This window comes from Kitasatospora sp. NPDC054768 (assembly GCF_053612025.1).
The window spans coordinates 31899-55638 of the sequence record NZ_JBSHBN010000048.1 but is presented as its reverse complement, the minus strand read 5'-3'; the positions used below and the strand labels follow the sequence as shown (position 1 = coordinate 55638).

Sequence of the window (23740 nt, the reverse complement as noted above, 5' to 3'; positions counted from 1 at the left end):
GGCGGCGTCGAGGTGGCCGACGTTCCCCTTGACCGAGCCGAGGGCCCAGGACCCGGTGTCGCCGAACGCCCGTGACAACGCCTGCACCTCGATCGGGTCGCCCAGCGAGGTGCCCGTGCCGTGCGCCTCGACGTAGTCGATGTCCGTGGGTGCGAGGCCCGCGCCGGCGAGCGCGGCGGAGATGACCGCGGCCTGGCCGGTGACGCTCGGGGCGGTGAAACCGACCTTCACCGCGCCGTCGTTGTTGATCGCCGAGCCCCTGATCACGGCGTGGACGGTGTCGCCGTCGGCCAGCGCCTCCTCCAGCCGCTTCAGCGTGACCAGACCGACACCCGTCCCGAAGACCGTGCCCCGGGCGTCCGCGTCGAACGGGCGGACGTGCCCGTCCGGGGACACGAAGGACCCGTCCTGGTGCAGGTAGCCGCTGCCCGGGTTCGGGTCGACGTGGACGCCACCCGCCAGGGCGAGGTCGCACTCCCCGGCGAGCAGGCTCCGGCAGGCGGTGTGGGCGGCGACCAGCGCGGTCGAGCAGGCGGCGCGCAGCGAGACCGCGGGGCCCTTCAGGTCCAGCTTGTACGACACCCGGGAGGCCAGGAAGGCGAGTTCGTTGGCCACCAGGATCTGGGTCTGGCCCAGGGTGTCCACGATCTGCTGGTGCGAGTAGACGTGCTGGACGTAGCGGTTGGCCCCCGCGCCACCGAAGACACCGATGCTGCCCTCGTACCGGGCGGCGTCGTAGCCGGCGTGCTCCAGCGCCGCCCAGGCCGTCTCCAGGAAGAGCCGGTGCTGCGGGTCCATCACCTCGGCCTCGCGGGCGGTGTACCCGAAGAACTCCGCATCGAACAGGTCGCTGCCGGCGAAGGCGGGCGCGGCCTTGACATAGTTCGGCTGCCCGAAGACTTCGGGCGGCACCCCGGCCGCCGTCAGCTCCTCGTCGGTCAGGGCGACGATCGACTCGACGCCGTCGCGCAGGTTCGACCAGAACTCGGTCAGGTCCCCCGCGCCGGGGAAGCGTCCCGCCATCCCGATGATCGCGACACCGCCGCGCGCCGCCATCACCGCGCCGCCCGGAGGTTGTCGATGAGCGCGCCGAGGGTGCGTACGGTGGGGCCCTCGTAGACGATGGTCAGCGGTACGGCCACCGCCAGCCCCTGACGCAGTCGGTGGACGACCTGCAGGCCGAGCAGTGAACTACCGCCCAGTTCGAAGAAGTTGTCCTGGACGCCGACGCTCTCCAGGCCGAGCAGCTCCTGCCAGATCTCCGCCACCCGGTGTTCGGTCTCGCCGTTCGGGGCGACGAACGGGTTGCGCAGGTTGGGGCGTTCGTGCCGTGCGGCCGGGGCCGGCGCCTCGGCCACCGGGTCGGCCCACAGTTCCTGACGCAGCGTCAGATCACCGGTGGAGGTGATGATCTGCGCTTGGGGAACCGCGTCGAGCAGGGCGTCGAACACCTGTCGGCCCTCGGCCGGGGTGAGTGCCAACTCGCGTACTGCCGCGCCGAGTTCGGAATTCGCTCGGTCCTCCTGGGAGAAGTGCCAGGCCTCCCAGTTGACGCTGGTCCAGGGCAGGGAGGTGCTGTGGTGCCGCTGGGCGAAGGCGTCGAGCGCGGCGTTCGCGGCGGCGTACGCCCCGAAGCCGAGCCCGCCGAGCAGCGAGGCGATCGAGGAGCAGATGACGGCGAAGTCCACCTGCTGGTCGGCCAGTACCTCGTGCAGCACCTGCGTGCCGTAGAGCTTGGGGCCGAAGTGCCAGGAGGCCTCCTCCGCACCCAGGACCGCGACCTCCCGGTGGGCCGCCGTACCGGTGGTGCCGGCACAGTGCAGCACGCCGTCGATCGGGCCGAACTCCCGCAGGACGCGCTCCTTCAGGGCGAGCATGGCCGTGCGGTCGGAGACGTCCGTGGCGGTCACCAGCACCTCGGAGCCGAGCGCCTCGATCTCCTGGACGGCACGGATCGCGGACCGGACCGCTTCCGGGTGCTGCGGATCGGCCCAGCTCTCCCGGGGCGGCAGACCCGTCCGTCCGAGCAGCACCAGGCGCACCTCGGCCCGGTCGGCGAGGGCACGGGCCATCAGCAGGCCGATCTTCCCGAGGCCGCCGGTGACCAGGTACACCCCGCCGGGGCGGACCGGGGACCCACCCCGCGGGCGCGGCGCGCCGGTCACGTACGTCGGCGCCCAGCGGTGCCGACCGCGCAGCGCGATGGTGCGCTCGGTGGGCGGGGCGGCGAGGTCGGCCAGCAGCTGGTCGACCAGCCCGGGTACGGCCTGCGGGCCTTCGGGGCGGAGGTCGAAGTGGACGCAGCTGAGCGAGGGGTACTCCTGCGGCAGCACCTTGCACAGGCCCTGGACGGTGGCCTTCGGCGGGCAGAGCGGCTCGTCCCCGAGAACGGCGTGCACCTCGGAGGACAGCACGTCCCAGCGCTGCTGCCGTGTCATCAGCTCGGCCTCGGTGGCCTGGACCCAGTGGACCAGGCTGTCGAAGGAGCGGTGCAGCAGGGCCCGGACGTCCTCGGGCGCCGTGGCCCGGTCGGCGTCGTCGCCGACGCTCCAGCAGTGCACCACCCGACCGGGCAGCGGCCCCTCGGCGCGCAGCGCCTCGGCGAGTCGGCCGAAGTGCTCCGGCCGGGCGGGGTCGAGGACGTACTCGCGCTCGCTCTTGCGGTGCCACCCGGCTCCCCGTGAGACCGTGCGCACGGTGGCGCCGAGACCTTCGAGGCGGTCGGCGAGGTGGTGGCCGACACCGGTCCCGTCCGCGAAGACGAGCCAGCGCTCGTCGGCCAGGCCGACCTCGGCGGGCTGCGGTGCGCCGGCCAGCCGCTGCCAGGACGGCGTGTAGAACCACTGGGGCAGGTCGCCGCGCCGCTGCTGGGCCGAGCCGCTGCCGGGCTGGGCGGTGCCGGGTTCGAGCCAGTAGGTGCGCCGCTCGAAGGGGTAGGAGGGGAGCGGGACCCGCCGGGCGCCGGGCGTGGCCGGGAAGGGGCGCTCCCGGCCGGCGAGCCAGAGGCGTCCGGCGGCCCGCAGGAGTGCGGTGCGGTCGCTCTGCCCGAGGAAGGCGCCGGGGAGGGACGGGAGGACGACCCGGTCGGTGCCGGCGGCGGCGGGGTGCTGGATGGCCCCGGGGGTCAGGGCCGGCGCGGGGCCGATCTCGACGATCGCGATGTCCGGGACGGACCACAGGGTGGCCAGGCCGTCCGCGAACCGCACGCTCTCCCGCACGTGCCGGGCCCAGTACTCGGGGCTGGTGGCCTCGTCGTCGGTGATCCAGGTGCCGGTCAGGTTGGAGACGAACGGCACGGCCGGGGCGTTCAGCCGGACCGAGCGGACCAGTTCGGCGTAGCGCTCGACGACCGGGTCCATCATCGGGGAGTGGAAGGCGAAGCGGGTGGTCAGCCGGCGGGTGGCGATGTCGGCGGCCAGCAGTTCGCCGGCCACCCGCTCGATGCCCTCGACGGTGCCGGAGAGCACGCAGGTCTGCGGGCCGTTGATCGCGGCGAGGCAGACCTCCGCGTCGGTGTACCGTGCGACGGCCTCCTCGGAGAGCGGCACGGCGAGCATCGCGCCCTCGCCCTGCTCCTCGATCAGCCGGGCGCGTTCCGCGACCAGGCGCAGGGCGTCGGGCAGCGAGAAGACCCCGGCTGCACAGGCCGCGACGTACTCGCCCAGGCTGTGACCGATCATCACCTCGGGCTCGACCCCCCAGGCGGCCCAGAGCTTGACCAGGGCGTACTCGAGGGCGAACACCGCGGGGTAGCCGAGGCGTGGCTGGTCCAGCGGGTGCTCGCTGCGCTCCGGCTGGAGCAGCAGCCTGCTGAAGTCGAAGAGCTGCCCGGGGGCGGCGTCCGCGGACTCGTCGACGGTGAACACGAGTTCGCGGATGTCCGTGCCGAGCAGCGGCTCCAGCAGTCCGGCGCACTCGTCCATCGCCGCCCTGAACTCCGGCTCCTGGGCGTAGAGTTCGCGCGCCATGCCGGGGAACTGGGAGCCGAAGCCGGTGAACATGAAGGCCACCGGCCGGTGCGGGGCCTCGGGCGCGGTCGCGGTGAGCAGCCGACCGTCGTCGCGGGCGTCGAGCGCCGCCAGCGCCTCCTCGGTGCCGCCGGCCACCAGCATCCGTCGGTACGGGAACGCCCGGCGGCCCTGCTGGAGGGTGAACGCGACATCGGCCAGCGGGAGTTCGGGGTGCGCCCGGAGGTGGTCGTGCAGCTGGTCGGTGGCCGCCTCCAGGGCCTCCGGGCTCTTCGCGGAGAGCACCAGCAGCTGCTCGGCGCCGTCGGCCTGCCGGGATTCGCGCGGCAGCTCCGGGGCCTGTTCGAGGATGACGTGGGCGTTGGTGCCGCCGAGGCCGAAGGAGCTGACCCCGGCGCGGCGCGGGCCGTCGCCCTCGGGCCAGGGCAGCAGCTCGGTGTTGACGTAGAACGGGCTGCCGGCCAGGTCGATCCGCGGGTTGGGCCGCTCGAAGTGCAGGGTGGGCGGCAGCTGCCCGTGCTCCACCGCCAGCACGGTCTTGATCAGGCCGGCGACCCCGGCGGCCGAGTCGAGGTGGCCGATGTTGGTCTTGGCGGAGCCGAGGGCGCACCTGCGCTCCCCGACCCCGGAGTAGGCCGAGGCGAGTGCGGAGAACTCGATCGGGTCGCCCAGGATGGTGGCCGTCCCGTGCAGCTCGATGTAGGCGATGCTCTCGGCCGGCACGTCCGCGTTCGCCAGCGCGGTGGAGATGACGGCGGACTGGGTGGCGGCGCTGGGCGCGCTGAAGCCGGCCCGGCGGGAGCCGTCGTTGTTCAGCGCGGAGCCCTTGATGACCGCGTGGATGTGGTCGTTGTCGGTGATCGCGTCCTTGAGGCGCTTGAGCACCACCATCCCGACGCCGTCGCCGCCCACCGTCCCCTGGGCGCGGGCGTCGAAGGTGCGGCAGTAGCCGTCCGGCGAGAAGATGCCGTCCGGGCGGTAGACGTAGCCCTTGCTCCTGGTCCCGTCGACGGCGACGCCGCCGGCCAGTGCGGTGTCGCACTGGTAGGCCAGCAGCGCCTGGCACGCCTCGACCACGGCGACCAGTGACGTGGAGCAGGCGGACTGGATGTTGAGGGCGGGGCCCTCCAGGCCGAGCTTGTAGGAGACCCGGCTGGCGAGGAAGTCCGGCCGGTTGCCGATCACCGTCTGCTTGTCGCCGAGGATCTGCGCGGCGCCGGGCTGGGAGGCGATGTTGAAGAGCAGGTAGGTGTTGTTGCCCGCGCCCGCGTAGACGCCGACCGGGCCGTCCTGCCGATCGGTGTCGTATCCGGAACTCTCCAGGGCGGCCCAGGCGCATTCGAGCAGGACCCGGTGCTGCGGGTCCATGAGTTCGGCCTCGCGCGGGGAGTAGCCGAAGAAGGCGGCGTCGAACTTCTCGCTGTCCGCCAGCGGGTAGCCCGCGCCGACGAAGTTCGGGTCGGCCAGGGTGGCGGCGTCCACGCCCCGGGCGGCGAGCTCCTCGTCCTCGAAGCGGGTGACGGAGCAGACGCCCGCCTTGAGGTTGCTCCAGTACTCCTCGACCGTCCGGGCGCCGGGGAAGCGGCCGGCCATGCCGACGATGGCGATGTCCAGACTGTCGTCGAACTCGGAGAAGCCGTCGGCCTGTTCGGAGTCCAGCTCGGCGTCCACGGTGGGGTCGAGCTCGGGGGAGTACTCACTCATGGTGACCTCGCTTCGCTTGCAGCTGCTGCTGGCGGCGCTTCAGCAGGGCGTTCTGCTGGGCGCTCCTGCCGCGGGTGGCGGCCGGTGCCACCCCCTGCCTCTGCTGCGAGAGCAGCTCGGCCTGGGCCCGGACGGTGGTGTGCTGGAACAGGTCGAGCAGGTCGACCTCCCGGCCGGTCGTCGCCCGGAGCCGGTGGTGCAGCCCGACCATGAGCAGGGAGTGCCCGCCGATGTCGAAGAAGTTCTGGTCGGTGCCGACCGCCTCGGTGTGGAGGACCTCCTGCCACACCTGCGCCACCAGTCGTTCCAGTTCGTTCCGTGGTGGCAGCGGCGCGGTGGCGGGTTCGGCGGGCCGGGGCAGCCTGCCGCGGTCGACCTTGCCGTGCCCGGAGAGCGGCAGCCGGTCCAGCGTCACCATCGCCTGCGGCACCATGTGCGGGGAGAGCCGCTCCCGCAGGTGGCGCTCCAGCCCGGCGGTGCTGAACCCGGGGCCGTGCGGCTCGATGTAGGCGACCACCCGGCGGTCGCCGGGGACGTCCTCGCGGACGACGGCGATGGCGTGGCGCACCTCGGGGTGGCTCTTCAGGCCGGCCTCGATCTCGCCCAGGGCGACCCGGAAGCCGCGGACCTTGATCTGGTCGTCGCGCCGGCCGAGGAAGGCGATCGTCCCGTCGGCCAGGCGGCGGACGATGTCGCCGGTGCGGTAGAGGCGGGAGCCCGGCCCGCCGCCGAGGGTGTCCGGGACGAAGGCCGCCGCGGTGAGGTCGTCCCGGAGGTGGTAGCCGCGGGCGAGGTTGTCGCCGCCGATCAGCAGCTCTCCGGCGACGCCGACGGGCGTGGGACGGCCCGCGGGGTCCACCACGTGGGCCCGGGTGCCCGGGAGCGGAACGCCGATCGGCGCGGTCTCCCACTCCGCCTCCGGGTGGTCGGCCACGGCGAGGGTCAGCACACCGACGGTGGTCTCGGTCGGACCGTAGTGGTTGAAGACCCGGCAGTGCGGGACGAGGCGCTGGAGGGCGCGCAGCCAGCGCCAGTCGGAGGCCTCGCCGCCGATGACCAGCAGGCGGCGCGGCAGGAGCTCGGCGAAGCGCGGCGAGGTCTGGAGGGCCCGGAGGTGGGAGGGCGCGATCTTCAGGCAGTCGACCCCCCGGGTCTGCACCCAGTCGGCCAGTCTCTCCGCGTCCAGCGCGACGTCACGGGAGATCAGCTGGACCTCGCCGCCCGTGCACAGCGGCGGGGCGAAGGCCGTGACGCTGGAGTCCACCGTCAGCGGCTGCACCATCGCGTAGCTGAGCGGCCCGTCGATGCCGAGCCGCCGGACGACGGCGCGGGTGTAGCCGACGAGCTGGCGGTGCTCGATCACCACGCCCTTGGGCTTGCCGGTGGAGCCGGAGGTGTAGAGCAGGTACGCGGCGTCCCCCGGGGCCGAGTGCCCGGCCGGCGGGTCCTCGTCCGGCCGGCCGGCCAGCACGGTCAGCCCGGCGTCGAGCTCGACCACCCGGTGTCCGGTGTCGAGCGGGGCCGTCGCCACCACGATCCGCACGGCCGCGTCCGCGAGGATGCCGTCCCGCCGCTCGACCGGGTCGTTCGGGTCCACCGGTACGTACGCGCCGCCGGCCTTGAGGATGCCGAGCACGGCCACCATCAGCCGTACGTCGCGATCGGCGCAGAGGCCCACCGTCACCTCGGGGCCGACCCCGCTCTCCCGCAGCAGGTGGGCCAACTGGTTGGCCCGGGAGTTGAGTTCGCGGTAGCTGAGGGCGGCGCCCTCGGAACGGACGGCGATCGCCCCGGGGGTGCGGGCGGCCTGCTCCTCGAAGAGCCGGTGGAAGCCCACGTCCGTCGGCTCGCCCGGGACGCCGTTCAGCGCCTCGATGACGCGTTCCTCCCCGGCGGTGAGCAGGGGCAGCTCGGCCACCGACCGGTCCGGATCGGCCGTCGCGCCTTCGAGCAGGCGCAGCAGGTGGTCCACCGCGCGGCGGGCGGTGGCCGGGTCGAGGACGTCGGTGGCGAACACCAGCTGACCGGTCAGTTCGCCGTCGACGTAGCAGAGTTGGAGATCCAGGTCGCAGTGGGTGGTCTCGGGGGCGACGCGCGGTTCCGGCCGGAAGGAGAAACCCGGCCAGAGGTGGACGGCCGCGCCGGTGCGGACCTCTTCGGCCGCCGCCAGCGCGGCGCCTGCCCGCCGGACCAGGTCCCGGAAGCTCCCGCCGGCCTCGACGCGGACCGGCGTGGTCACCCCGGCGCCGTTGGTCACCCCGACCGCGAGCTCGGTCTGTCCGCCGTACCGGTGCAGCAGGGCCAGGTGGAGGGCGAAGGCCGCCGCCGGGAGCCCTCCTCCGCAGGCTTCACCCAGGTGCCGCAGGGCGGCGGTCGCCCCGGCGGGGACGACGAGGGGGACCGAGCCGGCCCGGTGGTCGCGCCGGGCCGGAGGCGTCCGGTCCAACGGGAGCTCCGGGGCGGCGGGCAGCTCGGCGGGGCGCCCTTCGGCATCGGGGCCGGGCACGGGAGGTGCGGGGTGGCGCAGTGTCATGAGGGTTGCCTCGAGGAGTCTGGGGGCAGGACGTACGTCACCCGTCTCGCCGGAACGGGCCACGGCTACGCGGATCGCTTGGTGCAGAGATAGACCTGGTTGCGGCGGTGGTCGGCGGGGACGTCGATGATCTCGACCGTCTCCGAGAGCGAGTGCAGCAGCGCCTCGAACGGGCCGGCGGCGTAGCGGTTGAGCCAGATGTAGCCGTCGGCCGTCTCCCGCCGCAGCAGCACCTCGGTCTCCCGCGGCACCTGGAACATGCAGATCACCACGGTGCGGCGGGAGACCCGGAACAGTTCGCGGACGGCGGTCTCGTAGTACGGCAGGCTCTCCAGCACGTGCCGGCAGTTCACCACGTCGAACGAGCCTTCGGGGAAGGTGAGGTCGGTGACGCTCATCTGCTCCCACCGCGCCTCGGGGTGCAGCCCGCGGCAGTCGTCGATGGCGGCCTCGTTGATGTCGATGCCGGTGTAGTCGACCTCCAGGCCCGCCGTCAGCAGGTGGCGGTAGGTGACCCCGGAGATGACACCGCAGTCGAGCAGTTCGAACGGTTCCTCGCCGTGCAGTGCCGCGATCCGCTCGGTCACGACCGCGTGCGAGGGGTGTCCGGCCCGGGACTCCTCGCCCATGTGAGCCATGTCAGAGGTGTGCGCCCAGAGCGATTTCGTGTTCACTGCGTTGATCCTCCGTACTGCTGGAGCGAAGCCGGTCATGACGGCACGGCCGTCCGGACGGTGGCTGTTGGGAGAGTGCCGGGCGCGCGCGGGACGCCGCCGGACCAGGGCCGTCGGGCGGTGGACGGTCCGGAGGGCCGTTCCAGGGTTTCCGCGGGCGCGGCACCCGGTTCCCCGTCACCCTCCGGACCGGGAGAACCCTGGGAGCCGGCGGTGCGTGCGTGACATCCGTCCCGTCCCGGCGCACGGGAACTGATGTCACATCAGAAAGCCGCGCCTTCCTGGGACTCGGTGTCGAAGACGGCGTCCGGGCCGAACATCCGGGCGTGCTTCGCCGCGGCGAGGGCCAGCGTGCCGCTCGCGTCGCGGGCGCTCGCGACCTCGGCCAGTTGGTTGACCACGGCGGGCTTCGCCAACGCCTGATCGCGCAGCTCGGGGGAGCGGGACATCAGGACCATGGCCGCGGTGGTGTAGCCCGACTCGACCCAGGACTCCCAGATCGCGTCGCGGTCCTGCTCCTGGCCCGCGAAGAGCTCCTCGCGACGATCGTGCCGACGCGTGGGAACCGGGCTCCGGCCGGCGGCCTCCGTGCGCAACCGGACGCGGCGGCCCGCGATGTAGGCGACGGCAGCGCCCTTGCGGATGGCGAAGTTCAGGGCCTGGGCCGCCGTGTCCACCACCGGCTCACCCTTGTCGTTCAGGGAGGTGTTGCACACCATCGGCACCCCCGTGGCTTGCCGGAACGCTTCGATCGCCCGGTGGAGCAGGGGGTTGGTCTCGGCGGACAGGGTCTGACGCCGGGCCGAATCGTCGAGATGGAGGATGGCCGGGACCAGCCGGCGCTTGGACTCGGTCACGTACGCCGTCTCGAGCATGTAGGGCGAGGGCCAGGGGTCCTCGAACCACTCGCCGCTGTACTCCTCCAGGACGATCGGGGCCACGGGGCGCCACCACTGTCGGCTCTTCCAGTCGTTCAGCAGCTCCTTCGACCGGGGTGAGCGGGGATCGGCGAGGATGCTCCGGTGGCCCAGGGCGCGCGGACCGATCTCGGCCGCTCCGTCCGCCCACACCAGCGGTCCGGTGGAGAGATCCTCGACGAACCGGGCCTCGGTGAATTCCTCGACGTCCTCGATGAAGTCGTCGAAGTGCTGCAGCGCGCTCTCGACGTCGGTGAGCTCGGAGCCGTGGTAGGCGGACGTGAGCCGGAAACCACCGCCCGGGAGCAGTCCCTCGCCGAGGAGGCCGAGGAGGCCGATCCCGAGGGACTGGCCGGAGTCGTTCGCGCTCGGCGGAGTGAGCAGGCCCTTGAACCCGTAGCGGCGCAGGAGGAAGGAGTTGGTCGGACAGTTGAGGGCGAAGCCCCCGCTCAGGGAGAGGTACGCCTGGCGCGGGTCCACCCCTGCCGACTCGAGCAGCCGGTCGACGTTGCGCACCATGACGAGCTCGCAGGCCGTCTGGACGATCTTCATGACCGCGGACTGCAGGTGCTCCTGGTGGGTGAAGCGGCTGTCCAGCTCCATGGACGGCAACTGGGACTCGGCCGCACGAATCACGGCCTGGACGAAGGGAAGCGTGTCCACCAGCGGTACTCGTCGGCCTCCGAACAGCTCCAGCTCCCGCACCGCCGCCTCGGTGTCGAAGGCGATTTCGGTGGGGCAGGCCGACGCCAGGGCCATCAGGGTGCCCGGCTCCCTGCCGAACTCCGATGACGCGGCGTCATAAATCGGGGCCGGGGATTCGACCGGAGCGAAGTCGACGTCGCCCTTGGCCGACACGCAGCCGGTGTACCAGTACTTCTTGCCCGTCCGGTCGAGGCCGAAGTCGGGCCGGCCGTCCAGGGCCAGTCCGATGATGGTCTCGCTGCGGAACACCTCGGAGTCGAGGAGCAGTCCGCTGTAGAGGTGGGCGAGGCTGTGGACCGGGAAGTCCTCGGTGCCCGCCGGCAGCTTGATGTCGGCGTGGTGCGGCAGGCCGGGCGTGCCCCAGGACAGGCTCACGTCCTCCGGGGAGAGCCCCTCGGCCGCGAGCAGTTCGGTCAGCACCTTGTTGTAGCGGTCGACGGTGAAGAGCGGCCAGAAGTGGTGCTTCTGTCCGCTGACGCGCTCGAGCTCCCATACTCTGACGAGTTCGACCCGCGAGTCGTGACTGCGCCAGAGCGCGATGTTCTGGTCATGGCGCGGTGCGATGACGGATAAGCCGCCGGGCGGGGAGATGTAGCTCGACAGGAAGTACTTCGCGGCTGGGTACGCGGTCACGATGTCTCTTTCGGCGGTCGGACAGTGGCTGCTGGCTCTTCGGGCCGGACGGTCCTGGTAAACGGCCCGCGCAGGCGGTCGCGAGGCTGCCAGGGCCGGCTCGGCCGGGCGTCGGTGTCCACCGGCGACGTCAGGTGCGACAGACTGTCCCGGTCGGGTGCGATCGGGCCTCGAGCCGGAACTCCGGCGGCGGCCTGCACGGGGACTTCGACCTTCTGCGAGGCCTCGGGACGGGGACGGCGGGGACGGACTCCGACCCCGCGTCCTCATGTGTGTGCGCCGGCCCCGGGGCGAGCGACGGGATCGCTCGGGTCCGTCCGTGGCGGGACTACTTCGAAGCGGGGACCCGCTCCTCGACGAGCTGGACCAGTTCACCGACGTTGGCCACGGTGAACATGTCGACGACGTCCAGATCGACGTCGAACGTGCTCTGGATCGAGACCATCAGGCGGAGCAGCGACACGGAGGTGGCTCCGAGGTCGTCGAAAGTGCTGTCCAGCGCGACTTCAAGGGGGGCGAATACTTCGGAAATCACCGACATCAAGTCGTCGGACTGTGCGTTCGACATTTTGTGTTCCCAGATCTCTTGCATTCGAGGCCTATCCAGGTAATTGACCCTATGGTGTTGCTGAGACATCGTCAAGTCTCTTTTTTTGCTTGGGAGATGGTTGATGTCCAGATTGTGTAGCGTTGGGTCAGGTGGGCGAGATTGGTGTGAAACGGGCGTAGTAAAGCAACAGTTTGTCAAGTCGGCGCGCTTTCCCTGGTCGAAGGCTCGACAGGACGTGGGTGCCCTGGGGTAGGGTGGCCGACGTTTGATCGCACAGGCACACACCGCTGGGGGATCTGGTGTCAGAAATGACTTTTCGGCCTCTCACGCCTATCACTGGCGCGGAGGTGGAAGGCGTCGATCTCGCGGCGGAGCTGTCGCCGGCCGTAGTGGCCCGCCTTCGCGAGGCCCTGGTGCGTCACAAAGTTCTCGTTTTCCGGAATCAGCCGATGAGTGACGCGCAACAGGTTGAACTCACCAATGCTCTGGGTGGTGCCACTGCGGCACATCCCATCGTGAACGGTCTGAGCGAAGCCCCCGCCGTGTTGCGGACCGCACTGTCGGAGGAGCGACGGGCGCTGGTCGAGGCCGAGGCCGGCCTCAGTCATCCGCTGAAGGGAACGACACCGCGACGCCTGCGGACCGAGTGGCATGTCGACAGCACCTTCGTGGTCAATCCGAACGCCATCACCATTCTGCGCGGTGTCGAGATTCCACCGGTCGGCGGCGACACTCTCTTCGCCAATCTGGAAGCGCTCTACGAAGGGTTGTCGTCCTCCCTCCGGGGGTACGTCGACACCTTGCAGGCGATACACTCCCGACACGTCCCGGCGGCGGCGCCCCGCTTCGACGGCAAGCCGGCCGGCCCCTTCGCGGCCGTGCACCCGCTGGTGCGGGTGCACCCCGAGACCGGTGCGCGCAGCCTGCTCGTCAGCGCCGTCTTCCTCCAGGCCATCCGCGGTCTCAAGCCCCGCGAGAGCGCGGCCCTGCTGGACTTCCTTCTCGACGAGCTCGCCGGGCGGGACGAGATCCACGCCCGGGTCCGCTGGGAGCAGGACACCCTCGTCATGTGGGACAACCGCGCCGTGGCCCATGCCGGTCCGGTGGACGGCCTGATGTTCCAGGAGGAGCGGATCGTGCACCGCACCACCGTCGTCGGCGACGTGCCCCGCGGGCCCGACGGCTTCGTGTCGCGTGCCCTCATGGGAGAGCGGTGCGAAGCGCTGGCCTGAGAGGCCGCGCCGTGACGCCACGGCGATCAGGTGGTCCATGCAGGTCAACTCGGTCATATGTAGATGTACTGGCATCGTGGCTCCGGCATAGATTCGGGCCAGTCGGTCCATTCTCCGGTAACTTCTGTGGGGGAAAAGCAAAATGCCGGTCGTCGACCACTGTGCAAAAGCCGAAGCGTCACCCAAGTACCGCCTGTTATGCGTCGACTGCGGCTGGGAATCCGATCCGGAATTCCGGCTCCGATGTCCCCGGTGTTCGGGTGCGCTCGATCCCAGGATGAACCTGGAGAACGTCGCCGAGCGTGACGGCGACCGGCCTGAGCTGACCTACCTGGACTTCCTTCCGGTCGAATCCGAGCACTTACTCGACGCCGACATCAGTGTGCGGACCCCCTGCCGTCCGGCCTCGCGCCTCGGAGCGGTCATCGGTCTGCCCCGCCTCTGGGTGAAGGACGAGTCCCAGCAGCCGACCGGGACCACCAAGGACCGGCTGGCCTCCGTGGTCCTGGCCGTGTTCCGGCAGTTCGGGATCAAGGAGTTCGTCGCCTCCAGCACCGGGAACAGCTCCACCGCCCTGGCCCGCGCCGTGCAGAAGGACCACTCGATGCGGGCACACTTCTTCTGCGGCCGTGACTTCACCGGCGACCACGACATCGAGACCGGCGACCGGGTGTCCCTCACCGTGGTGGACGGCACCTACGCACAAGCCACCCGGGCGGCCCAGGAGTTCGCAGCCCGGAAGGGGCTGGTCTGGGAGGGCGGGTTCTTCAACTGGGCCCGTCGCGAGGGCCTGAAGCTCACCTACCTGGAAGCCTTCGACGCCATGGACGACAAGCCCGACGTCGTCGTCCAGGCCATCAGCAGCGGCATGGGGATGATGGCCGTCCGCAAGGGCGTGGCAGAGTACCTCGCCTGCGGCCGGCTCACCTCCTCGCCCCGCTTCGTGATGGTCCAGCAGGACACCTGCGCGCCGATGGCCGTGGCCTGGCGGGAGGGACGGGCCGAGCTCACCGAGGACGACGTCATCGAGCACCCGACAGGTCTGGCCCGGGCCATCCTGCTCGGCGACGGCCGGGCCACCTATCCCTACATGCGGGACATCGCCACCGAGAGTGGTGGCTCCATCGTCTCGGTAAGCCAGGACGAACTGGTCCAAGCCCGTACGATGCTCCGCGAGCTGGAGGGGCTGGACGTCTGCCACTCCTCGGCCGCGACCATTGCCGCGCTGCGCAACGAGGCCGCGGCCCGGCGGATCACCCCGGACCAGGTCGTCCTGGTCAACCTGACCGGCCGTGAGCGGTACACCGCCGCCGACGCCGCACCGGCCCTCGCCGCCGCCACCGCCGGCTGAGCCTCCCCCTCTCCGAGCCGGATGCCACCGCTCCCACCGGAGTGATGCGCCCGCCCTCACGTTCGCAAGGAATGCGTTGATACTCAGTCACCTCACCCCGCAGCAGGCCGAGCGCCACGCCGAGTTCCGTGCCTTCGCCGACCGTGTCCTGGTCCCGCAGGCGGACCGCTGCGACCGCGAGCAAGTGGTCTCCCGGGAGATCGTCGCCGACCTGGCCGGGCAGGGCTACCTTGGCGCGCCCGTCCCGAAGGAGTTCGGCGGCCTCGGCATGGACTGGGTCGAATACGGACTGCTCACCGAGGAACTGGGCCGAGGCTGCCAGTCGATCCGTAACCTCGTGGCCGTGGAGGACATGGTCGCCCACTCGATCCACAAGTGGGGAACGGAGGAGCAGAAGCAGCGGTGGCTCCCCCGGATCACCTCGGGCCGAACGCTGGCGGCCTTCGCCCTGACCGAGCCGGACGTCGGCAGTGACGCCGCCGCCGTCGAGACCACGGCGACGGCCGACGGCGCCGATGTCGTCCTGCGCGGCACCAAGAAGTGGATCAGCTTCGCTCAGATCGCGGACCTCTTCCTGGTCTTCGCCACGTTCGACGGGCAGCACACCGCCTTCCTGGTGGAGCGGGACACTCCCGGCCTGTCGGTGGAGCCGATCGAGGGCCTGCTCGGCCTGCGCGGCTCGATGCTCGGCCGGATCACCTTCGACGACTGCCGGATCCCGGCCGCCAACCTGGTCGGGCGTCCCGGCCTCGGCCTCACCTTCGTCGCCTCCAGCGCCCTCGACCTCGGCCGCTACAGCACCGCCTGGGGCTCGGTCGGTCTGGCTCAGACCTGTCTGGAGGCCTCGACGGAGTACGCCGGCCGCCGCACCCAGTACGGCACCGAGATCCGCAACCACCAGCTGGTCCAGCAGCTGCTGGCCGACATGCTCACCGACACCATCACGGCCCGGCTGCTCTGTTACCACGCCGGGGTGAGCAAGGAGCGGGGGGAGACGGAGTCCGTCAACCACACCCTGCTGGCGAAGTACCGGACCTCGACGATCGCCGTCAAGGCGGCCGCCGACGCGGTGCAGATCCACGGTGCCCAGGGCATCGGGGCGGAGGCTTCCGTTCAGCGTCACTACCGGGACGCCAAGGTGATGGAGATCATCGAGGGCACGACGCAGATCCAGCAGACCATGCTCGGTCAGTTCGCCGTCCGGGCGGCCCGGCTGTGAGCGAGCTCCGGACGGGGGCGGTGACATACGGTCAGCTGTCGGTCCTGCGTTCGCTGGAGACACACGGCCCCGACCATCGGGCGGTCGCCAATCTGGTCAGTGTCTGGGAGGTGCCGTTCGGTCTCGGCGCGGCCCAAGTCATGGACGCCTGGCTCCAGTTGGTGGAGAAACACGAGTCGCTGCGGACCACCTACGACCTGAGCGGCCCGACGCCGGCCCAGACGGTCCACCCGTACCGCCCGTCCCGGGTGGCTGCGCTGGAGCTGGCCGAGGACAGCTTCGCGGCGGCCCTGCGGCTGGGTGCCGAGGCGGCCGTCGAGCCGATCGACATCGAGACCGAGTTGCCGTGGCGCGCGTTCGTCACCACTCACCAGGGGGATGCGCTCCACCTGGTCACCGTGATCCACCACGTGGCGGCCGACAACGGTGCGCTGCGGGTGCTGGAGGAGCAACTCGGTGTCCTCCTGGAGGGCGGGGCGCTCGGGCCGGTGGTGCAGCCGCTGGAAATGGCGCAGGAGCAGCAGGAGGAACCGGGCACCCGGAGCGTCCGGCACTGGACCGAGGCCTGGAGCCGGCTCGTCCCGGCGGACCGGGATCCGGAGGACGCCACCGAGCGACGCCGGGCGTCGCTCTACAGCCCGGAGGGACTGGCCGCCGCACAGGAGCTCTCCGACCGGCTGAAGATCTCGGTCCAGTCGGTGGTGCTCGGCGTCGGCGCGCTCGCGCTGTCCCGGCTCAAGCGCACCGAGCGGATGACCTTCGCGCTGATGGCCGCCAACCGGCTCACCACCCGGTGGGCGCCGCTGGTCGGCTCGCTCAACCAGTTCGCCCCGGTGACCGTCACGGTCGACGAGGAGGCCCACCCGCTGGAGTATCTGCGGGCCTGCTACGTCCAGTCCATGACGGCGTACATGAACGGCTGCTACGACGTCGACGCGCTGAAGGAGAGTCTCCGGGAGGCCGGCCTCCCGGAGACGGACCCCACCGCCTTCGCCAAGCACTACAACTTCCTCGGCGATGTGGACGCCGAGCCGGCCGCCGGGTCCTCCCTGCGCACCGGGATCGAGTGGCGTCCGTCCACCCAGCGGTCAGGGCCGAACTTCCACCTGGCAGTGGCCACGGGGAAGGGAATTCTCATCGGAGTGGGCGCGAGCCGCGATTATCTCGACGGAAATCTCCCAGCCGTTCTCGCGGCGTCGATCGAGGCTGGTCTCATCAATATGTCCAAGGGGTCCGAGAACTCCCTGGCGGAAGTTTCACTGGATAATCCTTGGCGAATGTTCTGAAGAGCGGAAGAATGCGGGGAGAAACGCTTCTTCCCCCCGCACTTCGGCATCCCTGGGCTTGGTCGAGCCAGTACTAGAAGCCTGCACAGATTCCTCGAAGCTGCTTCTTCATCATGACCACCTCCTGTCCGTGGTGACTATAGCCACAGACGGTCGGGAGGTGGAAGGAAAATCTGGATAAGGCCCAGGAAAGATGGTTAGGATTTAACTCATGACGGATTCGTATGCCGATCCGGGAACCCCGGATCACCGAAGTGCCGCACGTTACCTGTGGTGGCTGACCATGAGTCAGCGCCGACGGGTGACGGGCGGTGCGGTGATCGGCACCCTCTGGATGGTCGGCCTCCTGCTGCCGCCGTACCTCATGCAGCGTGCGATCGACGACGGGCTCCAGCGGGGGAAGACCGGAGTCCTGGTCGGCTGGGTGGCCGCACTGATCGGCGCCGCGCTGCTCAACGCATGGCTCGGCATCATGCGCCACCGCATCATGACGCGGGTCCGGATGGACGCCACCTTCCGGACCATCAAGGTCGTGGTCGCGCACTCCACCCGGCTGGGTGCCGAACTGCCCCGCAAGGTGACGGCCGGCGAGGTGGCCAGCATCGGCGTGGGCGACGTCGCGCAGATGAGCCAGACACTGACGATCACCGGCCCGGGCGTCGGCGCTGTCGTGGCGTACCTGGTGGCGGCCGCGCTGCTGCTGTCGGTCTCCGTCGCGCTCGCCCTCGTGGTCCTGCTGGGGGTGCCGTTGCTCGCGGTCGTCGTCGGGCCGCTGCTGGAACGCCTCCAGGGCGCGGAGTCCAAGTACCGCGCGCAGCAGGGGGCGCTGACCGCCCGGCTCGGGGACATCATCGGCGGCATGCGCGTACTCAACGGCATCGGCGGCAAGGAGATGCTGGCCGGCCGCTACCTGCGCGGATCGCAGGACCTGCAGGCCGAGGGCTACCGGGTCGGCGCCGTGACCAGCTGGATCCAAGCACTCTCGGTCGGCCTGCCCGCCCTCTTCCTCGCGCTGGTGACCTGGCTGGCCGCCCGGATGGCAGCCGAGGGCACCATCACGATCGGCACGCTGGTCGCCGTCTACGGCTACGTCGCCGTCCTGGTGGTACCGGTCGCCAGCTTCATCGAGAGCGGATACGACCTCACCAGGGGTCTGGTCGCGGCTCGACGGGTCGTCCGGATGCTCGACCTGAAGCCCGCCTTCGAAGACGCCGCAACACTGCGGCCGGCCCATGACGAGCCATCGGCCCTGCACGACGCCGACACCGGTGTGGAACTGGCCCCGGGCCGGCTGACCGCGATCGTGAGCGCCCGCCCAGCCGATTCCGCGGCCGTGGTCGACCGGCTCGGCCGGTACAGCGCATCCGCCGCGACCTGGGGCGGCGTGCCGCTCGCCGAGATCGCCCTGGCCGAGATCCGCAGGCGGATCGTGGTGGCGGACAACGACGCCGACTTCTTCTCCGGCACGCTGCGCACCGTGGTCGACGGCCGGTCCGAGCACACCGGCCCGTCCATCGCCCAGGCCGTCCGAGATGCCGCGGCGGAGGACATCGTGCAGGCACTGCCCGATGGCCTGGACACCATGATCCAGGCCCAGGGCAGCAACCTCTCCGGCGGTCAGCGCCAGCGGCTGCGGCTGGTCCGTGTCCTGCTGGCGGACCCGGAGGTGCTCCTGCTGGTCGAGCCCACCTCCGCCGTGGACGCCCACACCGAGGCCGCCATGGCCGCCGGGCTGCGCCGGGCGCGCACCGGGCGCACCACCGCCCTCACCTCGACCTCCCCCGTCCTCCTGGAGCAGGCCGACACCGTCTGCTACCTCGTCGACGGCCGTCTGGCGGCGGCCGGCCCGCACCAGGAACTGCTCGCGACAGAGCCCGGCTACCGCGCGCTGGTGGCTCGCGGCGAAACCGCCACCGAGTCCACGCCCGCCGAGGAGGCCGTCCGATGACCGCTCAGACCGAGACCGCCCCCGGACGGCTCCCGATCGCCGGTCCCGCCGAGGTCCGCCGGGCCGCCGTGCGCCTGATGAGGCAGGACGGCCGTGCCGTCGCCGCGACGCTGACCCTCAACGGACTGGCCGCGGCCGCCGGTCTGGGCGGCCCCTGGCTGCTGGGCCGGATCATCGACGACGTCCGGGGCGGCGCCGGCACCGGACACGTCGACCGACTCGCCCTCGGCATCCTCTGCTTCGCGCTCGCGCAGCTGCTCCTCGGCCGCTTCGCCCGCTACGCCGCCCACCGCTTCGGCGAGCGGACCCTGGCACGGATCCGAGAGCGGTTCGTCGACCGCTCCCTCGCCCTGCCCGCTTCGGTGGCCGAACGCGCCGGCGTCGGTGACCTGCTGACGCGCGGCACCGCCGACGTCGCCACCGTCGGCTCCACCTTGCGCGACGCCGGGCCGGAGGTCTCCGTGGCGCTCGTCCAGATCCTCCTGATCCTGGTCGCCATGCTCGCGGTCAACCCGCTGCTCGGCATCTGCGGGTTGCTCTGCCTCTCCGGGATCTGGTTCGCCACCCGCTGGTACCTGCGCCGTGCACACACGGGTTACCTCGCCGAAGGCGCCGCCAACTCCGCGCTGATCGAGATCCTCACCTCCACCGCGACGGGGGCCCGCACCGTCGAGGCCCTGGGCCTCCAGGACCGCCGCATCGCCGCCACGGCCGAGGCCGTCGAGCGCTGCCGGGGCACCCGTACCTACACCCTCAGCCTGCGCACCGTGCTCTTTCCCGTGGTCGAGTTCTCGTACATCGCCCCGGTCGCCGGCATCCTGCTGCTCGGCGCCGCCCTGCGCGACACCGGCGCGGTCACCACCGGCGCGGTGGTCGCCTGCGCCCTCTACTTCTGGAAGCTCTCCGAGCCGCTGGACAAGGTCCTGCTCTGGCTCGACCAACTCCAGCGCAGCAACGCCTCCTTCGCCCGAGTCGAGGGCGTCGGCCAGGTGGACGCCCCGGCCGTGACCGGCGGCGGCCGGCCCGAGGACGACCGGATCGACGTGGTCGACGTCCGGTACGCCTACCAGGGTGAGCGGGACGTCCTGCACGGCGTCGACCTCACCGTCCGTCCGGGCGAGCGGCTGGCGATCGTCGGCCCGTCCGGAGCCGGCAAGTCCACTCTGGGCCGGCTGCTGGCCGGGGCGGAGACGCCCCGCACCGGACGGGTGACGGTGGGGCAGGTGCCCGTCGCCGAGCTCGACCCGGCCCAGCTGCGCCGACACGTCGTCCTGGTCTCCCAGGAGCATCACGTCTTCCTCGGCACCGTCCGGGACAACCTCCTGATCGCCGCGCCCGCCGCGACCGACCAGGACCTGCTCGCGGTGCTGGCCGCCGTCGACATCGACTGGGTGGACGAGCTGTCGGACGGGCTGGACACCGAACTCGGCGCCGGCGGGCTCCGTCTGAACGCCCAGCAGGCCCAGCAACTCGCCCTGGCCCGGGTGGTCCTGGCCGATCCGCACACGCTGATCCTGGACGAGGCCACCTCCCTGCTCGACCCGACCACGGCCCGGCACACCGAGCGCTCGCTGGCGGCCGTGCTCAAGGAACGCACCGTGATCGCCATCGCCCACCGCCTGCACACCGCCCACGACGCGGACCGGGTCGCGGTCATGGACGGCGGCCGGGTGACCGAATTGGGCAGTCACGACGAGCTGTTGGCGGCCGGCGGCGGATACGCCGCGCTGTGGAAGTCCTGGCACGGCGCCTGAGCGCGCCCCCGCCCTCCCTACCCCTCCCGACCAGTAGGAGCGGAACCCCATGCACTCGGCACCACCGCAGACCGCCCAGAGCTGGGTCCGGCCGATTCCCGGCCGGACCGAGCCCGGCGCCCTCCGGCTCTTCTGCTTCCCGTACGCCGGGGCAGGCGCCTCGGTCTTCCGGGGGTGGGGCGCCGGACTCCCGGAAGGAGTGGAGGCATACGCCGTGCAGCTACCGGGTCGCGAGGACCGGTTCTTCGACCGGCCGATCGCGGACCTGGAAGAGCTGCTGGACGTCCTCCTCCCCGCCCTGCTCCCGTACCTGGACCGGCCGTTCGCCTTCTTCGGGCACAGCATGGGCGCCATCGTCAGCTGGGAGCTCGCCCGCAGGCTGCAGCGTGAGCAGGGACTGGAGCCGGTCCGGATCACGGTGTCCGGCTGCCGCGCGCTACCGGCCCACGAATCCAGGAAGCCGAGCGAACTCGACCTCTCCGACGAGGAGCTGATCAACGAGCTCCGCCGTCTCAACGGCACGCCGGAGACCTTGCTGCAGAACCCGGACTTCGCCGCCTTCATCCTGCCGACCTTCCGGGCCGACCTCTCGCTGTTCGCCGGCTACGTCTACCGGCCGGGCGAGCTGCTCACCTGCCCCGTCTCGGCCTTCGGCGGCGACGCGGACCCCAGGGTCGCCGAGGAGCACCTCCAGGGCTGGGCCGAGCTGACCACCGGCCGGACCGAGGTGGAGGTCTTCCCCGGCGGCCACCTCTTCCTCAACGACGAGCGGGAGGCCGTGCTCCGGAGCGTGTCCCGGGCGCTCCCGGCCGTCGGCCACTGACCAGTACTTCTTTTCGAACCCAGGGGGCTCGCGTGGAGACAGTGTGGAATGTCGTCCAGGCTCAGGTGCAGCGGACGCCCGAGGCCGTGGCCGCGCGGACGGCACGCACCTACACCTACCGTGACGTCGCCGCGCTGGCCGGAGACCTCGGCGAGCGGATAGCGGCGAAGGTCCGGCCGGGCTCCGTCGTCGCGCTCGACGCGTCCAGCCGGTTCAGCGGGGCCGTCGGCATCCTCGCCGCGAACGCCGCGGGCTGCGCCGTGCTGCCGCTCGACCGGCAGAGCCCGCCGGCCAGGCGGGCCCGGGTCCTCGACGACGCCCGCCCCGCCCTGCTGCTGCGCGAGCTGGCCGAGGGCGAGTTCGCCCTGGAGGGGAACGGACTTCCGTCGCCGCCGAGGGAACCGGACCTGGGTGAGATCGCCTACATCCTGTACACCTCCGGCTCGACCGGGCAGCCCAAAGGCGTGATGGTGGGCCACCAGGCCCTGATCGACCGCCTCGCCGGCCTGGCCGAGCGGCCGGGGCTGGCGGCCGGCGAGAGCGTGCTGGCGATGGCCGCGCTGTCCTTCGACATCTCGCTGGTGGAACTGCTCCTTCCGCTGACCGTGGGGGCCTCCTTCACGGTGGTCCCGGAGGAGACCAGGGCGGATCCGCTCGCCTTCGCGGAGCTGGTGGCGGGGGCCGCACCGGACGTCGTCCAGGCCACCCCCAGCTTCTGGCGGATGCTGACGGCCTCCGCCTGGAAGGGTGCGCCCGGTAGCCGACTGTGGACCGGCGGAGAGACACTCACCCCGAGTCTCGCCCGGGAGCTGCTGCCGCGGTGCGGTGAACTCTGGAACGTGTACGGCCCGACCGAGGGAGTCCTCTGGTCCACGGCGGCGCGGGTGGACTCCGCCGAGCGGATCTCGCTCGGCGAGCCGGTGGCCGGGGTGGGCCTCCTCACCGACGAGAGCGGTGAACTCCTGCTCTACGGGGAGGGGCTGGCGCACGGCTACCTCAACCGGGAGGAGCTGACGGCCGAGCGTTTCCTGCATGGCGACACCCCCGACGGCCGCCGCCGCGTCTACCGCACCGGGGACCGGGTCGCACGGGGACCGGACGGCGCACTGACGTTCCTCGGCCGCCTGGACAGCCAGGTCAAGCTGCGCGGACACCGGATCGAGCTGGGCGAGGTGGAGGCCGTCCTGGAGGAGCACCCGGAGGTCTCGCAGGCCGTCGTGCTGGTCCAGGACGCCGACCGGCCCGACACCGCGGCGCTGGTGGCCTTCGTGGTACAGCGCGCCGAGGCGGACCTCCAGGGCTGGTTGAAGGACCGGCTGCCGTCGAGCCACCACCCCGCCAGGATCACTGCCCTGTCCGCGCTGCCCCGCACCACCACGGGAAAGGTGGACCGGATCGGGCTGGCGGCCGGCCCGGCGGCCGGCGACCGGGCGGTGCAGGCCGCCGAAACGCCCGCCGCGGCGCCCCCGGGGGACGTCCGGGCACTCGTGGCCGAGGCGTGGCGGCAGACGCTCGCCGCGGACTCCGTCGACGAGAACACCAACTTCTTCGACGCCGGCGGGAATTCGGTCCTCCTGACGGTGCTCCAGAAGCGGCTCACCGACGGCCTCGACATCCGGGTGCCGATCAAGGAGATCTTCCGGCACCCGACCGTCGCCTCGCTGACCGACCACATCCTCCGTACGGAGATGCCCAATTGAACCTCTACTGCATTCCCTACGCCGGGTGCTCGGCACGCGTCTACGACCCGTGGCAGCGGCACCTGCCGGACTGCGTCACCGTCGTGCCGCTGGAGCTCCCCGGCCGGGGCTCACGCTGCGTGGAGGAGCCGATCGACGAACTGGCAGCCCTGCTCGCGGACCTGTACCAGCAGCTCGACCCGGCCTCGCCGTACGTGCTGTTCGGCCACAGCTACGGTGCTGTGATCGCCTTCGAGCTGACCAAGTTGCTCCGCTCCAAGGGCGCTCCGGAGCCGTCGGCGCTGCTGGTCTCGGCCAGCCGCGCACCCCGGCTGCCGGCCGCCGACGCGGACAGCCACCGACTCTCCGACGCCGAACTCATCGAGCGACTGGCCGCGTTGGGCGGGACTCCGAAGGAGCTGCTGGAGAACGAGGAGCTGATGGAGATCTACCTCCCCGTCATCCGCGCCGACTACCGGATCCTCGGCGAGTACGGCACCGGCACCCCGGGTACGGTCGGCTGCCCGGTGGTGGCGTTCTACGGGGACACGGACGACGAGGCGGACCTGTCCTCGGTCGAGGCGTGGGCGGACTACACGGACGGTCCCTTCCGAGCAGAGGAAATCCGCGGCGACCACTTCTTCCTGCACTCCGCCGAGCGTCAGCTCGTGGCCGCCGTCGAGGCGATCTGTACGAAGGGGGAGCCGTGTTGAGCCCGGCCGTCGCACCGGTGACCCCCGGCCAGTCGTCGGTCGCCCCGCCGC

General features: G+C 71.4%; 15 protein-coding genes. 9 read left to right on the top strand and 6 right to left on the bottom strand.

The window, feature by feature from the left end:
- The 6 genes from ACWGKU_RS17260 to ACWGKU_RS17235 form a co-directional block, all read right to left on the bottom strand.
- Nucleotides 1-1056 (bottom strand): beta-ketoacyl synthase N-terminal-like domain-containing protein (locus ACWGKU_RS17260; RefSeq protein WP_452178775.1); only part of this gene is annotated, 1056 nt, incomplete at its 3' end.
- Nucleotides 1056-5672 (bottom strand): SDR family NAD(P)-dependent oxidoreductase, encoded by a 4617-nt coding sequence (locus ACWGKU_RS17255; RefSeq protein ID WP_452178774.1) that lies wholly within the window; start codon nt 5670-5672, stop codon nt 1056-1058. The genes ACWGKU_RS17260 and ACWGKU_RS17255, both read right to left, overlap by 1 nt.
- Nucleotides 5665-8205: a non-ribosomal peptide synthetase gene (locus ACWGKU_RS17250; RefSeq protein ID WP_452178773.1), complete on the bottom strand. Its 2541-nt coding sequence runs from the start codon at nt 8203-8205 to the stop codon at nt 5665-5667. The genes ACWGKU_RS17255 and ACWGKU_RS17250 overlap by 8 nt, the downstream gene beginning before the upstream one ends.
- Before the next feature lie 65 nt (nt 8206-8270).
- Nucleotides 8271-8879: a class I SAM-dependent methyltransferase gene (locus tag ACWGKU_RS17245; RefSeq protein WP_401044355.1), complete on the bottom strand. Its 609-nt coding sequence runs from the start codon at nt 8877-8879 to the stop codon at nt 8271-8273.
- 263 nt (nt 8880-9142) lie between these two features.
- Nucleotides 9143-11134: a carbamoyltransferase C-terminal domain-containing protein gene (locus tag ACWGKU_RS17240; RefSeq protein WP_452178772.1), complete on the bottom strand. Its 1992-nt coding sequence runs from the start codon at nt 11132-11134 to the stop codon at nt 9143-9145.
- Between the two features lie 328 nt (nt 11135-11462).
- Nucleotides 11463-11726: an acyl carrier protein gene (locus tag ACWGKU_RS17235; RefSeq protein ID WP_401044359.1), complete on the bottom strand. Its 264-nt coding sequence runs from the start codon at nt 11724-11726 to the stop codon at nt 11463-11465.
- Between the two features lie 266 nt (nt 11727-11992).
- Between ACWGKU_RS17235 and ACWGKU_RS17230 the strand changes: the two genes are divergently transcribed.
- The 9 genes from ACWGKU_RS17230 to ACWGKU_RS17190 all read left to right on the top strand — a co-directional run bounded on the left by ACWGKU_RS17230 (nt 11993) and on the right by ACWGKU_RS17190 (nt 23689).
- The gene (locus tag ACWGKU_RS17230; protein ID WP_401044362.1) at nt 11993-12916 is read left to right on the top strand and encodes a TauD/TfdA dioxygenase family protein; all 924 of its coding nucleotides are present in this window, start codon (nt 11993-11995) and stop codon (nt 12914-12916) included.
- Nucleotides 12917-13193: 277 nt separating this feature from the next.
- Entirely contained in the window at nt 13194-14267 is a 1074-nt protein-coding gene (locus ACWGKU_RS17225) for a threonine synthase (RefSeq protein ID WP_452178771.1), read from the top strand.
- Nucleotides 14268-14343: 76 nt separating this feature from the next.
- Nucleotides 14344-15486 (top strand): acyl-CoA dehydrogenase family protein, encoded by a 1143-nt coding sequence (locus tag ACWGKU_RS17220; RefSeq protein ID WP_452178770.1) that lies wholly within the window; start codon nt 14344-14346, stop codon nt 15484-15486.
- A gap of 20 nt (nt 15487-15506) precedes the next feature.
- Nucleotides 15507-16772, top strand: a complete 1266-nt coding sequence (locus tag ACWGKU_RS17215) for a condensation domain-containing protein (protein WP_401052446.1) — start codon at nt 15507-15509, stop codon at nt 16770-16772.
- Nucleotides 16773-16983: 211 nt separating this feature from the next.
- On the top strand, nt 16984-18720 hold the full coding sequence (locus ACWGKU_RS17210; protein ID WP_452178769.1) for an ABC transporter transmembrane domain-containing protein: 1737 nt from the start codon (nt 16984-16986) through the stop codon (nt 18718-18720).
- The gene (locus ACWGKU_RS17205) at nt 18717-20474 is read left to right on the top strand and encodes an ABC transporter ATP-binding protein (RefSeq protein ID WP_452178768.1); all 1758 of its coding nucleotides are present in this window, start codon (nt 18717-18719) and stop codon (nt 20472-20474) included. Before ACWGKU_RS17210 ends, ACWGKU_RS17205 begins: the two co-directional genes overlap by 4 nt.
- Nucleotides 20475-20523: 49 nt before the next feature.
- The gene (locus ACWGKU_RS17200; RefSeq protein WP_401054391.1) at nt 20524-21297 is read left to right on the top strand and encodes a thioesterase II family protein; all 774 of its coding nucleotides are present in this window, start codon (nt 20524-20526) and stop codon (nt 21295-21297) included.
- Nucleotides 21298-21329: 32 nt separating this feature from the next.
- A complete protein-coding gene (locus ACWGKU_RS17195; RefSeq protein ID WP_452178767.1) occupies nt 21330-22997 on the top strand; it encodes a non-ribosomal peptide synthetase in 1668 nt (555 codons plus the stop codon).
- Nucleotides 22994-23689 (top strand): thioesterase II family protein, encoded by a 696-nt coding sequence (locus ACWGKU_RS17190; protein ID WP_452178766.1) that lies wholly within the window; start codon nt 22994-22996, stop codon nt 23687-23689. Before ACWGKU_RS17195 ends, ACWGKU_RS17190 begins: the two co-directional genes overlap by 4 nt.
- Nucleotides 23690-23740 lie beyond the last annotated feature (51 nt).

Coding starts and splice junctions, on each gene's coding strand:
- ACWGKU_RS17200 (WP_401054391.1), top strand. CDS start 20,524: ATGCACTCGGCACCACCGCAGACCGCCCAGAGCTGGGTCCGGCCGATT.
- ACWGKU_RS17230 (WP_401044362.1), top strand. CDS start 11,993: ATGACTTTTCGGCCTCTCACGCCTATCACTGGCGCGGAGGTGGAAGGC.
- ACWGKU_RS17205 (WP_452178768.1), top strand. CDS start 18,717: ATGACCGCTCAGACCGAGACCGCCCCCGGACGGCTCCCGATCGCCGGT.
- ACWGKU_RS17210 (WP_452178769.1), top strand. CDS start 16,984: ATGACGGATTCGTATGCCGATCCGGGAACCCCGGATCACCGAAGTGCC.
- ACWGKU_RS17255 (WP_452178774.1), bottom strand. CDS start 5,672: ATGAGTGAGTACTCCCCCGAGCTCGACCCCACCGTGGACGCCGAGCTG.
- ACWGKU_RS17250 (WP_452178773.1), bottom strand. CDS start 8,205: ATGACACTGCGCCACCCCGCACCTCCCGTGCCCGGCCCCGATGCCGAA.
- ACWGKU_RS17225 (WP_452178771.1), top strand. CDS start 13,194: ATGAACCTGGAGAACGTCGCCGAGCGTGACGGCGACCGGCCTGAGCTG.
- ACWGKU_RS17235 (WP_401044359.1), bottom strand. CDS start 11,726: ATGCAAGAGATCTGGGAACACAAAATGTCGAACGCACAGTCCGACGAC.